General features: G+C 54.3%; 10 protein-coding genes and 2 rRNA genes. 5 read left to right on the top strand and 7 right to left on the bottom strand.

The annotated features are described in order from the left end of the window. Positions 1-10: 10 nt before the first annotated feature. From araD1 to B9K09_RS00880, 3 genes are all read left to right on the top strand, one after another. Positions 11-1,006: an AraD1 family protein gene (araD1, locus tag B9K09_RS00890; protein WP_087515069.1), complete on the top strand. Its 996-nt coding sequence runs from the start codon at positions 11-13 to the stop codon at positions 1,004-1,006. A 161-nt stretch (positions 1,007-1,167) separates the two neighbouring features. Beyond that, positions 1,168-2,751, top strand: a complete 1,584-nt coding sequence (locus tag B9K09_RS00885; protein ID WP_087515065.1) for an aldehyde dehydrogenase (NADP(+)) — start codon at positions 1,168-1,170, stop codon at positions 2,749-2,751. A 186-nt stretch (positions 2,752-2,937) separates the two neighbouring features. Beyond that, positions 2,938-3,435: an AAA family ATPase gene (locus B9K09_RS00880; protein WP_087518925.1), complete on the top strand. Its 498-nt coding sequence runs from the start codon at positions 2,938-2,940 to the stop codon at positions 3,433-3,435. A 36-nt stretch (positions 3,436-3,471) separates the two neighbouring features. Here the strand turns inward: B9K09_RS00880 and B9K09_RS00875 are convergent, their stop codons facing one another. The 4 genes from B9K09_RS00875 to dctP all read right to left on the bottom strand — a co-directional run bounded on the left by B9K09_RS00875 (position 3,472) and on the right by dctP (position 8,242). Further along, complete coding sequence (locus tag B9K09_RS00875; protein ID WP_087515055.1) at positions 3,472-5,208, bottom strand: IlvD/Edd family dehydratase; 1,737 nt, start codon at positions 5,206-5,208, stop codon at positions 3,472-3,474. Positions 5,209-5,275: 67 nt separating this feature from the next. After that, positions 5,276-6,580 (bottom strand): TRAP transporter large permease subunit, encoded by a 1,305-nt coding sequence (locus B9K09_RS00870; RefSeq protein ID WP_087515053.1) that lies wholly within the window; start codon positions 6,578-6,580, stop codon positions 5,276-5,278. Between the two features lie 15 nt (positions 6,581-6,595). After that, positions 6,596-7,156, bottom strand: coding sequence for a TRAP transporter small permease subunit (locus B9K09_RS00865; protein WP_157699311.1), 561 nt, complete (start codon positions 7,154-7,156; stop codon positions 6,596-6,598). 57 nt (positions 7,157-7,213) lie between these two features. Then, the gene (gene dctP, locus B9K09_RS00860; protein ID WP_087515050.1) at positions 7,214-8,242 is read right to left on the bottom strand and encodes a TRAP transporter substrate-binding protein DctP; all 1,029 of its coding nucleotides are present in this window, start codon (positions 8,240-8,242) and stop codon (positions 7,214-7,216) included. Positions 8,243-8,434: 192 nt separating this feature from the next. On the opposite strand from dctP, the gene B9K09_RS00855 reads away from it, so the two are divergent. Further along, on the top strand, positions 8,435-9,382 hold the full coding sequence (locus B9K09_RS00855; protein ID WP_256574168.1) for a LysR family transcriptional regulator: 948 nt from the start codon (positions 8,435-8,437) through the stop codon (positions 9,380-9,382). A 44-nt stretch (positions 9,383-9,426) separates the two neighbouring features. Here the strand turns inward: B9K09_RS00855 and B9K09_RS00850 are convergent, their stop codons facing one another. Next, positions 9,427-10,950 carry a murein L,D-transpeptidase gene (locus tag B9K09_RS00850; RefSeq protein WP_256574166.1) on the bottom strand — a complete coding sequence of 508 codons (1,524 nt, stop codon included), beginning with the start codon at positions 10,948-10,950 and terminating at the stop codon, positions 9,427-9,429. A 271-nt stretch (positions 10,951-11,221) separates the two neighbouring features. On the opposite strand from B9K09_RS00850, the gene B9K09_RS00845 reads away from it, so the two are divergent. Continuing rightward, positions 11,222-11,905, top strand: coding sequence for a murein L,D-transpeptidase catalytic domain family protein (locus B9K09_RS00845; protein ID WP_371917426.1), 684 nt, complete (start codon positions 11,222-11,224; stop codon positions 11,903-11,905). 477 nt (positions 11,906-12,382) lie between these two features. On the opposite strand, the gene rrf is transcribed toward B9K09_RS00845, so the two are convergent. Then, a 5S ribosomal RNA gene (gene rrf / locus B9K09_RS00840) occupies positions 12,383-12,498 on the bottom strand. Positions 12,499-12,624: 126 nt separating this feature from the next. Further along, positions 12,625-15,516, bottom strand: a 23S ribosomal RNA gene (locus tag B9K09_RS00835). Positions 15,517-15,663: the final 147 nt, after the last annotated feature.

Below are 15,663 nucleotides of genomic sequence, written 5' to 3'. Positions count from 1 at the left end.
AGCTACGGTTATGCGCTTGATTCAATTCGAAAACGAACAGGGCCAACGCCACGTCGGCGTGGTTAACGGCGAACGTATTGATATCGTACGTGATGCCCGTAGCACCCGTGAATTGGCGCTTACCGCTATTCGTAACCAGCGCAACTTGCAGGCGCAGATAGATGTTCAAGGCCTTGACGTTGGTCCGCTCTACCGCGAAGTGCTCGACGCCGGACGTGTACTCCCACCGCTGGACCATGATGACCCTGCGCATTGCCTCGTCAGCGGTACTGGCTTGACTCATCTTGGTAGCGCCTCGACCCGTGACAAGATGCACCAGCAGAGTGAGCAGGAAGAAACCAAGCTCACCGACACCATGCAAATGTTCCGCTGGGGCATGCAAGGCGGTCGTCCGGCCCCAGGAACGCCTGGCGCTCAACCCGAGTGGTTTTACAAAGGCGATGGCAGCATCGTGGTGCGCCCTGGCGCAGACTTTCCGGCACCGGATTTCGCCGAGGATTTTGGTGAAGAACCAGAGCTGACTGGACTTTACGTGATTGGTGATGACGGCATGCCGTACCGCGTTGGTTTCGCCCTCGGCAACGAGTTCTCCGATCACATCGTTGAGCGCAAGAATTACCTGTATCTGGCCCACTCAAAATTACGCTTCTGCTCGTTCGGCCCAGAAGTGCGCTTGGGTGAGCTACCCAAGCATCTGGCCGGTATGAGCCGTATTCACCGCGATGGCACAGTGCTGTGGGAAAAGGAGTTTCTCTCCGGCGAAGAAAACATGTGTCACAGCCTGGAAAACCTTGAATACCACCACTTCAAGTATGCGCAGTTCATGCGGCCGGGCGATGTCCATGTGCATTTCTTTGGCACCGCTACACTGTCATTCGCTGATGGCATCAAAGCACAGCCGGGTGATCAATTCGAGATCAGCATTGAGGCCTTCGGCGAGCCGCTGCGTAATGGCATTAACGTTAACCAGACTGGTTTTGTTGCCGGTACAGTCAAAGCGCTTTAATAGCGTTTTCCAAGGACATCAGGACGCCAGTGCCATACCACGGAACTGGCGTCTCTTCGCGGTTTCAAAATAACCCGTCCTCACCATTCGCGGGCTTATGCCCATCGCCTCGACGTGTTGCGTTTGAGGTTCTCTGAACCCACAAAGTCAAGGAGTCGAACATGCCCGATATTCTCGGTCAGAACTACATTGCAGGTGGCCGTAGCGCTGCAGGCGACACTACCCTTCAGAGCTATGACGCCCAGAGCGGCGAAGCGCTGCCATTCAGCTTTCATCAAGCCACTGCTGACGAAGTAAACGCGGCCGCCGAAGCAGCCGCGGCTGCATATCCGGCTTACCGCAGCCTGCCTGCAGCAAAACGCGCTGAGTTCCTCGACGCCTGCGCAGCTGAAATTGATGCATTGGGCGATGACTTCGTGGCGCTGGTCTGCCGTGAAACCGCATTGCCAGCCGCCCGTATTCAGGGCGAACGTGGCCGCACCAGCGGGCAAATGCGCTTGTTTGCACAGGTGCTGCGCCGTGGCGACTTTTACGGCGCACGGATTGATCAGGCACTGCCAGATCGCCAGCCAATGCCACGCCCGGATCTACGCCAGTGCCGTATCGGTGTAGGCCCGGTTGCAGTGTTCGGCGCCAGCAATTTCCCCTTGGCATTCTCAACCGCCGGCGGCGATACCGCTGCTGCCTTAGCCGCGGGTTGCCCGGTGGTGTTTAAGGCGCATAGCGGCCACATGGCCACCGCTGATTGCGTAGCGGGTGCGATCACTCGTGCGGCGCAGAAAACCGGTATGCCTGCTGGCGTATTCAATATGATCTACGGTTCAGGTGTCGGCGAGGCGCTGGTCAAACACCCCGCCATTCAAGCCGTCGGTTTCACCGGCTCATTGAAAGGTGGTCGCGCCTTGTGTGACATGGCCGCTGCACGTCCACAGCCAATCCCTGTATTCGCCGAGATGTCCAGCATCAACCCGGTCTTGATGTTGCCGGAAGCATTGAAAACACGGGGCGACAAAATCGCGGCTGAGCTGAGCGCTTCAGTTGTGCTCGGTTGCGGCCAGTTCTGCACCAGCCCAGGCCTGGTAATCGGTGTCAGCTCACCGGAGTACAGCGCATTCATCAAAACCCTAGCCGAGCGCATGGGCGAACAGCCGGCACAAACTATGCTCAACGCTGGCACACTCAAGAGCTACGTCAGTGGCCTTGAACGTCTACATATGCATGCCGGCATCAGCCATTTGGCAGGCAGCGAGCAAACTGGCAAGCAGGCTCAGCCGCAGCTATTCAAAGCGGATGTGAACATGCTGCTGGAAGGTGATGAGTTGCTTCAGGAAGAAGTTTTCGGCCCGACCACTATCGTTGTCGAAGTTGCGGATCGTGCAGAGCTGCTGCGCGCATTGCACAGCCTGCACGGTCAACTCACCGCCACCCTGATCGCCGAAGAGGCTGATCTGCGCAATGCTGCCGATCTGTTGGCGATACTTGAGCAGAAAGCCGGACGCCTGCTGCTCAATGGCTACCCAACGGGTGTTGAAGTCTGCGACTCGATGGTCCATGGCGGACCATATCCAGCAACGTCTGACTCACGCGGCACCTCGGTGGGAACACTGGCGATTGATCGTTTCTTGCGTCCAGTGTGCTACCAGAACTGCCCGGATGCACTGCTGCCACAAGCGCTGCAGAATGCCAACCCACTGGGTATTCAGCGGCTCGTCGATGGTAAGCCCAGCACCAGCGCTCTGGCTTAGCCGCAGCGCCTGACGCAAAACTGAGTGCTTCGGCACCCGCAATAAAAATGCCCGGCTAATGCGCCGGGCTTTTTTTGCTGAGCGTCTATGCCTGCACAAGACCCGCTTATACAGCCGTCGGCGCAAGGCTGGCACAATACGGACAACGGCTTAGGCTGGATGAACGCCCAGACACAAGGACAACACATGCTCATCGTCTTCAGCGGCCTGCCCGGCACCGGCAAGACCACCATCGCCAGTGAGCTTGCTCGCCAAACAGGCGCCGTATATCTGCGGATCGATTCGATAGAGCAGGCGCTGCGAAATTCTGCGGTTCTGGCAGACGGTGTTGGACGCAGTGGTTATGGGGTCGCCAATGCGCTTGCCCTAGGCAATCTGCAAATTGGCAACAGGGTCGTCGTTGACTGCGTAAACCCTGTCGCTGAAAGCAGAAAAGCCTGGAGCGACACAGCAACAAATGCACGCGTAAAGCTCGTAAATATCGAGGTGATTTGTTCGGATAAAACAGAGCATCAGCGGCGGGTTGAAACGCGAAGTTCAGATATCGCCGGGCTGAATCCACCGACATGGCAATCAGTCGTCAACCATGACTATGAAGCCTGGGATAGCGCGCCTTTGAACATCGACACCGCCTTGCTTACTCCAGCACAAGCGGTGGCAATGATCATAAGCAACATCAGCTAGGCCGACGCACAGCCCATGCACCGGACAACATTTCACTTAATGCGAATGGCGCGGCACATCTGAACCACGGCAACCGACCAGAAAGTCGAAGTCACAGCCTTCGTCGGCCTGCAGTACGTGATCTACATACAGACGACGATAACCGCCATCCCAAATCAAACCCTGCGGCGCTTGCCAAGCCGCGAGTCGCGCCTGTAACTCGTCATCAGAAATATCCAGATGCAGACGACCGGCATCACAATCGAGTTCGATAAAGTCACCATTTTGCACCACGGCCAGCGGCCCGCCAGCAGCGGCTTCCGGGGCTACGTGCAGCACCACGGTGCCGTACGCCGTTCCGCTCATGCGTGCATCGGAAATCCGCACCATGTCGGTGATGCCCTTGGCCAATACTTTCGGCGGCAGGCCCATGTTGCCGACCTCGGCCATACCCGGATAACCCTTGGGCCCGGCATTTTTCAGCACCAATACGCAGGTCTCATCGACATCCAGATCAGGATCATTGATACGCGCTTTGTAATCGTCAAAATCCTCGAAAACCACCGCCCGACCACGGTGCTGCATCAGTTCTGGCGAAGCAGCAGAGGGTTTTAGTACCGCGCCTTTTGGTGCAAGGTTGCCGCGCAAAATACTGATGCCACCGTCGCGACGCAAAGGGTTATCCAACTGACGAATCACTTCGTCTTCGCCGTAGATAGGCGCCTCGATACAGTTTTCCCACAGGCTGCTACCGTTAACCGTCAGCGCATCTGGATTAGGCAACAGGCCCTTTTCACCCAGACGGCGAATCACTGCTGGTAAGCCGCCTGCGTAATAGAACTCCTCCATCAAGAAACGTCCCGAGGGCTGCAAGTCAACGATAGTCGGCGTGCCGCGGCCCACGCGGGTCCAGTCATCCAGTTCAAGTTCGACGCCCATGCGCCCGGCAATCGCCTTGAGGTGAATCACCGCATTGGTTGAACCACCAATGGCGGCGTTGACCCTAATCGCATTCTCGAACGCCTCACGGGTGAGCACTTTCGACAAGCGCAGGTCTTCACGCACCATGTCGACAATGCGCATACCCGACATGTGCGCAAGCACATAGCGCCGAGCATCCACGGCCGGAATTGCCGCGTTATGCGGCAGCGATGTACCCAGCGCTTCCGCCATGCAAGCCATGGTCGATGCAGTACCCATGGTGTTGCAGGTGCCTGCTGAGCGCGACATGCCAGCTTCAGCCGCCATGAAGTCATGAATCGAGATTTTGCCCGCTTTGACTTCTTCGCTTAGCTGCCAAACCACGGTGCCGGAACCAATGTCCTTGCCTTTGTGCTTACCATTGAGCATTGGCCCGCCGGTTACAACAATCGCCGGAACGTCACAACTGGCAGCGCCCATCAGCAAGGCAGGCGTGGTCTTGTCACAACCTGTGAGCAGCACCACGGCGTCTACCGGGTTACCGCGAATAGACTCTTCTACATCCATACTCGCCAGGTTACGGGTGAGCATGGCGGTTGGTCGTAGATTGGATTCACCGCTGGAGAAAACCGGAAACTCGACCGGGAAGCCGCCCGCCTCAAGCACACCTTTTTTAACGTGCTCGGCGATCTTGCGAAAGTGCGCATTACACGGCGTCAGCTCAGACCAGGTGTTGCAGATACCAATGATTGGCTTGCCCTGAAACTCGTGATCGGGAATGCCTTGGTTTTTCATCCAACTGCGATACATAAAGCCGTTTTTATCGGCTGTACCGAACCATTGGGCAGAACGAAGCGTGCGTTTCTCAGTCATGATTGTGACCTGTCGTGCAACGGGAAACCCATCTGAGCTTCCCTGAGTGATCGGGAAAAGGTTCGGTTCAGAGCAAGCCGGTAGAAATAACCGGGAAGAACAACAGCAGGCTGAGTACGCACAGCTGAATGATGATAAATGGCACCATCGCCTTGAAAATGTCGGTCAGGGTTATGTCCGGGGGCGCCACACTTTTCAGATAGAAAGCGGCGGGCCCAAACGGTGGCGAGATATACGAGACCTGCATGCTCACGGCGAAGAGAATCCCGAACCACACCGGGTTGTAGCCCAGTTGCACAACAATCGGCACAAAGATCGGCAGACACAACATGGCAATGCCGATCCAGTCGAGAATCATCCCCAGCACCAAGAAGATCAGCATCATCACCATGATGATGACGATAGGCGCAACGTCGAGGCCGGTGATCGCCGAAGAAACGAAGCGGTTCCCGCCCATCAAGTTGTAGACGCCAACCAGGCAGGCAGCGCCAATACCAATCCAAACGATCATGCCGCAGGTTTCCAGAGTCTGGGTCAGGCTGGCCTGAAGCATCTTCACGCTAAATTCGCTACGCAGAATAATGGCCAAGAGCACACCAAGAGCGCCCATGGCCGCAGCTTCGGTAACCGAAGCGATACCGCCGTAAATGCTACCCAGTACCAACCCAGCAATGGCCACCGGGTAGAACATGCCCTTGACCGCTTCGGACACGGTCAGGCGCGGAAGGCCATCGGCGTCCTGCTTGATATGCGCGCCGCCCATTTGCGGGTAGCGGATGCACATCACCACCACATAAAGCATGTAGCAACCCATCAGCAGAACGGCGGGCACCAAAGCTGCCTTGAACAGGTCGGCAATCGACACGCTGGCGATCAAACCGTAGATGATCAAAACGATTGACGGCGGAACCATGGTGCCGAGCGAACCACCGGCGCACACCACACCGATTGCGATGCGTTTGTCATACCCCAAACGCAACATTTGCGGCAGCGCCAACAAGCCGAGCAGGACAATCTCGCCGCCGATGATGCCGGAGATGGCAGCCAGGAAGAACGCCACCACCAAAGTCTGCACGGCAACTCCGCCGGGCAGTCTGCCGGCGAAAAACCGCATTGAGTTAAATAGGTCTCGGGCCAGGCCCGACCTGTCGAGTAACCCCGCCATAAACACAAACATGGGTACCGCGACGAGTGAGTACTCGGTGATAAAGCCATACATGCGGCTGGCCACCAGCGGTGTGGCCATAGGACCAAACCAGCCGAGGGTGAAACCTGCAGCAACCAGGCCGGTAACAAACGCCAGCGGCAGCCCCATAACCAGCAGGCCAAAGATGGCAAAAATCATCAAATACGTAGCAATTTCAATACTCATGGCGCTGTTCTCGAATTATTGCTTGTTGCGCCATTGGCGACCGATACGCACCACCTGCTGCAACGCCATAATGGCAATCGCAATCAGGATGACGATCTTGGTAAAAGCAGGAAGCGGCGGATTCCAGGCCGAGCCTGAAGTTTCGAGGCGCCAGGCACCGGTTGGCGAATGGGTGGCGTTAAATGCCAACACCCAAGCGGCATAGCCAATCGCAAGGCAAAACAAAATGCCCAGCAGCAGATTGAACATCTCGAGCCAGTTACGCTTACGCGGTGAGAGCCGATCGAGCAGAATACGAATCTGAATATGCCGATTGGTCGCCAACGCATACGGGCCGCCCAAGGCGAAGATCGACGCCACCAGGAACGTGGTGGTTTCGTGCGCCCAATCGGTGGGGGCATTAAAGCCGTAACGCATGATCACTTCATAAACACTGACCAACATGGCCAGAAACACCAGCCAGGCAATTGCCTGACCAATACGCTGGATAAAGCGGTCGAGGGGATTGCTGCTGAGCACAGATTCGGGCTCAGCAACACCGAGCGGATCGTCGCTCGAAGGCGGGTTCGCTTTCACGGGTGACTCCTGACTTCCAGAGCGACCTGTGCAGAGCAGCACAGGTCGTGCGGGGGATCAGAGCAGGTCTTTGCTCTGCAGATAGGACTTAATTGAATCCACAGCTCCCTTAGCTTCAGGGCTGCTATTACGCCAGGTGTCCCACTCGGTGCGGGCAATCTGACGGAATTTCTTCAGCTCTTCAGGGGACAGAGTGGTCAAGGTCACATCGCCACGTTGGGTAGCCAGCTCCACCTGCTCTTGGTCTTTCTTGTGCAGGTCACTGATTAGCGTCGCGGTGAACTGGTCAACCGAGTCCTCAAGGACTTTCTGTTGCTCCGCGCTCAAGCCATCCCAAATGGTTTTGTTGATTGAGATGTCTTTCATTGGCATCGAGTGGAAACCCGGATGCACGGCGAATGGCGCGTACTTGTAATAACCCTGCTCATAGTTGGTGGCGAACACGGTGTAATCAGCGGCATCGATCACACCCTTCTCCAAAGCGGTGTAAACCTCGGATGTCGGTAAGTTCACGGGCGCTGCACCGACCAACTTGAAGATGTTTGAAACCATGCCTTCAGGTGCACGAATCTTCATACCTTTGAAGTCGGCCAGGGTGTTGATCTGCTTTTTGCTGATCAACGCTTCAACGCCAACTGCGCCTGCGCGAATCAAGTGAACGTTGTAGGGTTCGACCAGTTTGTTGTAACCCGCTTCGCCACCGCCATTACGCATGTAGTCGAGGAAGGTTGAGGTGTCGTTCCAGGCGCCGACCATATTGCCGTATACAGCAAAGGCAGGGTTCTTACCTGAGAAGTAACCGGGGTCGGTGATTTGGCCCTGAATGATACCGGCGCCAACCGCGTCCAACGTCTCATTGTTGCCGACGATGGTCCCGGTAGGCATCACTTCGATGACGATCTCACCCTTGGTTTTTTCAGCCACATCTTTCGCCCAGTTCTGAGCGATTCGGTATTCATCATCGCCAGCGTTGACGTTGATCTGGAATTTCCACTCCTCTTTGGCAAAAGCGGCAGTGGAACTCATGAGCACAGCCATAGCAACGGCGCTCAGGGTCAGGCGATGGGAAAATTTACTGGGTTGCATGGTGCCTCTCCATTTATTTTTATCAGGCATTTTGGTGGTAGAACCGTCTAGGGCGCTACTCGCACGCATGTGTACCCGGTCAAAAAACAGACCGACACACGTGTTCCAAGGCCAGAGAGTAGACAGATCACGGATAATCAACAAATATGTAATTTCGCCAAATACATATACAACTGGATATACCTCGACTGAATGAAACCGCTCAATAACAATTGGTTTGTTCGCGCCCGCCTTAAGAGTCGGCACATTCCGGTGCTGGTTGCCCTTGGTGAAACCTGCAACCTCAATCGAGCAGCTGAAGGCTTAGGTATTTCTCAGCCAGCTATCTCCAAATTGGTTAAAGAATTAGAGGATGGGCTCGAAGTGCCGCTGTTCGAACGTCACGCTCGCGGCGTAATACCCACGCTCTACGGTGAGGCAGTAATTCGTTACGCGCGACGGGTGCAAACCAGCCTTGATAGCGCTTTTGATGAAGTGACTGCTTTGCGGGCGGGACACCATGGTCATGTACGCATCGGCACTATTCTCACCCCTTGCGCCGACCTGTTGCCGGAGTTGATCCGTCAGGTAAAGCAGTTGCATCCCAATCTTGAGCTGAGCATCCACACAGGCTCAAGTCGCGACCTGATGACAACCCTGAATGACGGTGAGTTGGATTTTTTGGTCGCACGCTTCTTCGCCGATGTCGGCCTTAGTGGGATGCACTTCGAGCCGTTACACAAAGAGCCGCTGTGCGTATGCGCGCGCGCCGGATTAGTCGATCAGCAACTGTCTCGCGAGGAGTTGCATAAAGCCGACTGGGTGTTGCCGCCCTCTGGCAGCGTTTTGCGCTATGAGTTTGATGCGTTGTTCCAACAAAAGGGCATGCTGCCACCGAGCAAAGTGGTGAACGCCGAAAACTTACTGATGGTCACCACTTTGCTTGAGCACAACGACATGCTCACGGTTCTGCCGCGCGAAGTGGTTGCCCATTACGCACGCTATAACATGCTTGCGGTGGTCAATGTTGAGCCGGGAATCGAAGAGGATTTAAATCGTAGCTTGATGGCGTATGGAATCATCACCAAACATGAGGACTTGCTTTCGCCATCGGCCAGAAGCGTGCTGGCCCAGCTCAGAAAAATTGCCCAGTCACTTTAACCTCTGCGACAGGTCAATGCCTGCAAACAGCGGTGCTTGAGCCTCTATCGCGACAGAACCAAAGCCGGCGGCGCTTGTTTATCGAGTAGTTGTGCCGTGATGATTCTGTGGTCGTTGCTGTACATATCCGGGAAGTAATGGACAACGCCATCGGCATCGACCTCGACTGTCCAATAAGCCATAACTAGCTTGAGTTGCTGATCAAGACGGTATTGGCTGGTCTTGCCTGAGTTAAGGCGAGCCTTAATCGTGTACAACTCATCTTCGCTCAATACTTTACTGAGCAAGGTGTCGATCGCCTCAACCCGCACACACCCCGAGCTGAACACCCGTGGAGATCGATTGAATAAGCGCTGGCTAGGCGTGTCATGCAGGTACACCGAGTATGGATTATCAAAACGCAGCACCACTCGGCCAAGCGGGTTATTCACCCCTGCGGCCTGACGCAGCATGACCGCACCCGGTGACGACCAGTCTATGTCATGCGGATTAAGACGCTGGCCTTGATAGTTGTAAACCGTCATCTGGTGCTTATCGAGATAGCCTATGTCGTTGCGGATTGCTGGGATTTTGTCCTCACGCAAAATAGTCGGGGGCACCGTCCATGTCGGGTTCAAGGTCAACCGGTTGATACGCGATACCAGTAACGGCGTTTTGCGTTCTGCGCGACCGACCTGGGTTCGTTTACGCCAGATTTCCGTGCCGTTTTGCATCAGCAAAATCTCAGCCCCTGCGACATTAACCGCAATCCGGGCATCACTTAAATCATCACTAAGCCAGCGCAAGCGTTCAAGGTTGATGCGTAGCTGATCACGCCGGGTGAGCGGTGAAACATTAAGCTCTGTCAATGTCGCAGGGCCAAGCACTCCATCATTGTTAATCCCGTGTCGCGCCTGAAATTGTTGTAGCGCCATTACCGTCTCTTCATCAAACCGCGTGCTCATATCATCAATTGCACCAACAGAGCTGTAGCCCTCAGCATTTAGACGTGCGCGCAAAGCTGGAACCCGCACATCAGACTTTCCCGGATGCAAGGTGGGTCCATCAGGCACAACTTGCCAGCTTCTGAGCGGTTGCGTACGGATCGCTGCATACGCCGCGCGCAGTTGCATATATTGCGCGAGGCTCGGCCGTACAGTTGCGAATGCGCGCTCTGGTTCCGCTAAGCTCGCCAAGGCCACCGGAATAATGCTCACTTCAGCTGTAGGGCGCGCAGGCATGTCCGGCGAGCGCCACATGCTTTCAAGCTTTTGCTGTGACAGGCGGCCATAGTGCAGGTCATGTAGCGCTTGTAGATAGGTATGTGTGGTCAGAATATCGATGCAAGCGCGCAGTTTCGGGCTGGCATCCAAGGGCATGCTCTGTAGCGGGTAATCTGTCGGCGATAGTCCGTCATCGGCGAGTTGATTGATCTGTTCCAGCAACATCACGCGAGTCGCTTCATTCGGCCATGCCAATCCGCCAGCAAGCGATTGATAGAACTTTCGTAGTTGTGTTCTCTCAGAATCGTCTAGGCTTCTCGGCAGTGGTGCACAGCTCATAGATAGCGTATCAATGAGCGTGCTCATACCCTCTGTCGGGTCCGATTCGAGTGGCGGCAACGTCACAGCATGACCGACAAGTGGCAGCAGAAAAAGTGCTAAGACCCTGTAGACTGGTCGTTTTTTGATCAACATACTGCTCCATCCTTAGCTGTACAGATCCGCCACCTCTAATGTGGCCGAATAATAAGTATAAGCGAGTCATCGCAAGGTCGACGCCGGGATGCATAGAAGTAACTGTTTTAGAGGAAATACGCGTATGTCTGTATGGGTTCGTCGGCTCTGTGTTGCAGGGCTAATGTCTTTGTGTGCCCCTATTTTGGCGGCGTCCACTCAACCGGTAAAAGACCCTCTGCTGGCTCAGTTGGTTAACGCGGCCCCAGGCATCGACCGGGATGCTCTACGCCATGCTGTTGCAGCCATGCAATGCGCGGTCAATAACGGCGCTGACAAAGCCAACAGACTGGCAGTCATCGATTATTCAAAGCCCTCATCAGCCAAGCGCCTATGGATATTCGACCTTAAGAGTCAGCAATTAATATTGCGTGACTACGTTGCCCATGGCCGCATGTCGGGCGAAAATATTGCCAGCCAGTTTTCAAATCGGTTGGGTAGTTATCAAAGCAGCCTAGGGCTATTTCGCACTTCTGAAAGCTACAGTGGCAAACACGGCCTTTCACTGCGCATGGACGGTCTTGAGCCTGGCTTGAATGACCTTGCACGCGAACGCGCCATCGTCATCCATGGCGCTAGCTATGTTGACCCTAACTTGATTCGCAGCCAGGGCCGCATTGGCCGTAGCCTAGGTTGTCCTGCTGTGCGTCCTGAAGTGGCGCGCATGGTGGTCAACAAACTGAGCGGCGGCCAATTTTTGTTTGCCTGGCATCCTAAAGCACGCTGGCCCCAGCAATCAGCCTACTTCAACTGCAAGCCTCGCCAAGTCGCCAGTATTATTGCGCGCAGCCTAGGCCCACGTAGCTGACTCGCGCTGCATAAATCACAAAACACAAAAAGGCAGCTCAAGGGCTGCCTTTTTTATTCATTTGACCATCACTCTCGGGTCTGCGGTTTCGCATTTAGCTCAAATACTCACCATGCATTGCTCTACCAGTTGGGTGACTTGCTAACCAACTGAGCGTTTGGGGAACATCCGTTCAGCCCCTACCAGTGGCTGCGAGTATCGCGGCGACTAGCCGTGGTAATTAAAAAGCCACCGTCAGGTGGCTTTTTAATGCGTGAGATTTGGGCCTGCGCGCGGTTTGGTGCGCACCATGCGGGTCGCGGCGACTGCTGCCACGTAGGGTGGATGACGCTTTATCCATCCACCGGCTGTGTCGCTACTAACACCTAGGCCGTTAAGCATAGGCGGGCACGCTGTGCGCTGCCGCCCCTCCGAACTTTTCTTCAGCGCAAAGAGAAACCCCAGATCATTTACATGATCTGGGGTTTCGGTATAGGCGCTTGACGATGACCTACTCTCACATGGGGAAACCCCACACTACCATCGGCGATGCATCGTTTCACTACTGAGTTCGGGATGGGATCAGGTGGTTCCAATGCTCTATGGTCGTCAAGCAATTTGTTTGAAGCCTCGTCTAGGACGCTGCTTCGAATCGGGTATGTGATGTTTGTAGTCGTGCAAACTTTCGGTTTCATCAACTTCTGTTATGACACACAAACAGCAAATTGTTTGGGTGTTATATGGTCAAGCCTCACGGGCAATTAGTATGGGTTAGCTCAACGCCTCACAGCGCTTACACACCCCACCTATCAACGTCGTAGTCTTCGACGGCCCTTTAGGGAACTCAAGGTTCCAGTGAGATCTCATCTTAAGGCAAGTTTCCCGCTTAGATGCTTTCAGCGGTTATCTTTTCCGAACATAGCTACCCGGCAATGCCACTGGCGTGACAACCGGAACACCAGAGGTTCGTCCACTCCGGTCCTCTCGTACTAGGAGCAGCCCCTCTCAAATCTCAAACGTCCACGGCAGATAGGGACCGAACTGTCTCACGACGTTCTAAACCCAGCTCGCGTACCACTTTAAATGGCGAACAGCCATACCCTTGGGACCGGCTTCAGCCCCAGGATGTGATGAGCCGACATCGAGGTGCCAAACACCGCCGTCGATATGAACTCTTGGGCGGTATCAGCCTGTTATCCCCGGAGTACCTTTTATCCGTTGAGCGATGGCCCTTCCATACAGAACCACCGGATCACTAAGACCTACTTTCGTACCTGCTCGACGTGTCTGTCTCGCAGTCAAGCGCGCTTTTGCCTTTATACTCTACGACCGATTTCCGACCGGTCTGAGCGCACCTTCGTACTCCTCCGTTACTCTTTAGGAGGAGACCGCCCCAGTCAAACTACCCACCATACACTGTCCTCGATCCGGATAACGGACCAGAGTTAGAACCTCAAGGTTACCAGGGTGGTATTTCAAGGTTGGCTCCACGCGAACTGGCGTCCACGCTTCAAAGCCTCCCACCTATCCTACACAAGTAAACTCAAAGTCCAGTGCAAAGCTATAGTAAAGGTTCACGGGGTCTTTCCGTCTAGCCGCGGATACACTGCATCTTCACAGCGATTTCAATTTCACTGAGTCTCGGGTGGAGACAGCGCCGCCATCGTTACGCCATTCGTGCAGGTCGGAACTTACCCGACAAGGAATTTCGCTACCTTAGGACCGTTATAGTTACGGCCGCCGTTTACCGGGGCTTCGATCAAGAGCTTCGCGTTAGCTAACCCCATCAATTAACCTTCCGGCACCGGGCAGGCGTCACACCCTATACGTCCACTTTCGTGTTTGCAGAGTGCTGTGTTTTTAATAAACAGTCGCAGCGGCCTGGTATCTTCGACCGGCATGTGCTTACGGGGTAAACCCTTCACACTCACCGGCGCACCTTCTCCCGAAGTTACGGTGCCATTTTGCCTAGTTCCTTCACCCGAGTTCTCTCAAGCGCCTTGGTATTCTCTACCTAACCACCTGTGTCGGTTTGGGGTACGGTTTCTAATTACCTGAAGCTTAGAAGCTTTTCCTGGAAGCATGGCATCAACCACTTCATCGTCTAAAAGACAACTCGTCATCAGTTCTCGGCCTTAGAATCCCGGATTTACCTAAGATTCCAGCCTACCACCTTAAACACGGACAACCAACGCCGTGCTGGCCTAGCCTTCTCCGTCCCTCCATCGCAGTAATTAGAAGTACGGGAATATTAACCCGTTTCCCATCGATTACGCATTTCTGCCTCACCTTAGGGGCCGACTCACCCTGCGTCGATTAACGTTGCGCAGGAAACCTTGGTCTTTCGGCGTGCGAGTTTTTCACTCGCATTGTCGTTACTCATGTCAGCATTCGCACTTCTGATACCTCCAGCAAGCTTCTCAACTCACCTTCACAGGCTTACAGAACGCTCCTCTACCGCTCATCCAAAGGATGAACCCGTAGCTTCGGTGTATGGTTTGAGCCCCGTTACATCTTCCGCGCAGGCCGACTCGACTAGTGAGCTATTACGCTTTCTTTAAAGGGTGGCTGCTTCTAAGCCAACCTCCTAGCTGTCTAAGCCTTCCCACATCGTTTCCCACTTAACCATAACTTTGGGACCTTAGCTGACGGTCTGGGTTGTTTCCCTTTTCACGACGGACGTTAGCACCCGCCGTGTGTCTCCCGTGCTGACACTTGCTGGTATTCGGAGTTTGCATCGGTTTGGTAAGTCGGGATGACCCCCTAGCCGAAACAGTGCTCTACCCCCAGCAGTGATACACGAGGCGCTACCTAAATAGCTTTCGAGGAGAACCAGCTATCTCCGAGCTTGATTAGCCTTTCACTCCGATCCACAGGTCATCCGCTAACTTTTCAACGGTAGTCGGTTCGGTCCTCCAGTTAGTGTTACCCAACCTTCAACCTGCCCATGGATAGATCGCCCGGTTTCGGGTCTATTCCCAGCGACTAAACGCCCTATTAAGACTCGCTTTCGCTACGCCTCCCCTATTCGGTTAAGCTTGCCACTGAAAATAAGTCGCTGACCCATTATACAAAAGGTACGCAGTCACAGAACAAAGTCTGCTCCCACTGCTTGTACGCATACGGTTTCAGGATCTATTTCACTCCCCTCTCCGGGGTTCTTTTCGCCTTTCCCTCACGGTACTAGTTCACTATCGGTCAGTCAGTAGTATTTAGCCTTGGAGGATGGTCCCCCCATATTCAGACAAAGTTTCTCGTGCTCCGTCCTACTCGATTTCATTGAAAAGAGATTTTCGCGTACAGGGCTATCACCCACTATGGCCGCACTTTCCAGAGCGTTCCGCTAATCTCTAATCAACTTAAGGGCTAGTCCCCGTTCGCTCGCCACTACTAAGGGAATCTCGGTTGATTTCTATTCCTCAGGGTACTTAGATGTTTCAGTTCCCCTGGTTCGCCTCTTACACCTATGTATTCAGTGCAAGATAACCATCTTATGATGGCTGGGTTCCCCCATTCAGACATCTCCGGATCAAAGGTTATTTGCCACCTCCCCGAAGCTTTTCGCAGGCTATCACGTCTTTCATCGCCTCTGACTGCCAAGGCATCCACCGTATGCGCTTCTTCACTTGACCATATAACCCCAAGCAATCTGGTTATTGTCTATAACGTGAAGTAGACATTCGCCGAAAATTTGCAATTGAGAACTACAAATTTTACCTTGACCAAATTAATTACCAGTGAAAGTAATCAATTAGTCACTTCTATCACATACCCAAATT

The organism is Pseudomonas sp. M30-35 (assembly GCF_002163625.1).
Classification (GTDB): domain Bacteria; phylum Pseudomonadota; class Gammaproteobacteria; order Pseudomonadales; family Pseudomonadaceae; genus Aquipseudomonas.
This window is presented reverse-complemented; position numbering and strand designations above follow the sequence as displayed.

What these genes read in the sequence shown, in the direction of transcription:
- araD1 (WP_087515069.1), top strand. Translation starts at nt 11, where the DNA reads ATGCGCTTGATTCAATTCGAAAACGAACAGGGCCAACGCCACGTCGGC.
- B9K09_RS00885 (WP_087515065.1), top strand. Translation starts at nt 1,168, where the DNA reads ATGCCCGATATTCTCGGTCAGAACTACATTGCAGGTGGCCGTAGCGCT.
- B9K09_RS00880 (WP_087518925.1), top strand. Translation starts at nt 2,938, where the DNA reads ATGCTCATCGTCTTCAGCGGCCTGCCCGGCACCGGCAAGACCACCATC.
- B9K09_RS00875 (WP_087515055.1), bottom strand. Translation starts at nt 5,208, where the DNA reads ATGACTGAGAAACGCACGCTTCGTTCTGCCCAATGGTTCGGTACAGCC.
- B9K09_RS00870 (WP_087515053.1), bottom strand. Translation starts at nt 6,580, where the DNA reads ATGAGTATTGAAATTGCTACGTATTTGATGATTTTTGCCATCTTTGGC.
- dctP (WP_087515050.1), bottom strand. Translation starts at nt 8,242, where the DNA reads ATGCAACCCAGTAAATTTTCCCATCGCCTGACCCTGAGCGCCGTTGCT.
- B9K09_RS00855 (WP_256574168.1), top strand. Translation starts at nt 8,435, where the DNA reads ATGAAACCGCTCAATAACAATTGGTTTGTTCGCGCCCGCCTTAAGAGT.
- B9K09_RS00850 (WP_256574166.1), bottom strand. Translation starts at nt 10,950, where the DNA reads ATGAGCACGCTCATTGATACGCTATCTATGAGCTGTGCACCACTGCCG.
- B9K09_RS00845 (WP_371917426.1), top strand. Translation starts at nt 11,222, where the DNA reads ATGTCTTTGTGTGCCCCTATTTTGGCGGCGTCCACTCAACCGGTAAAA.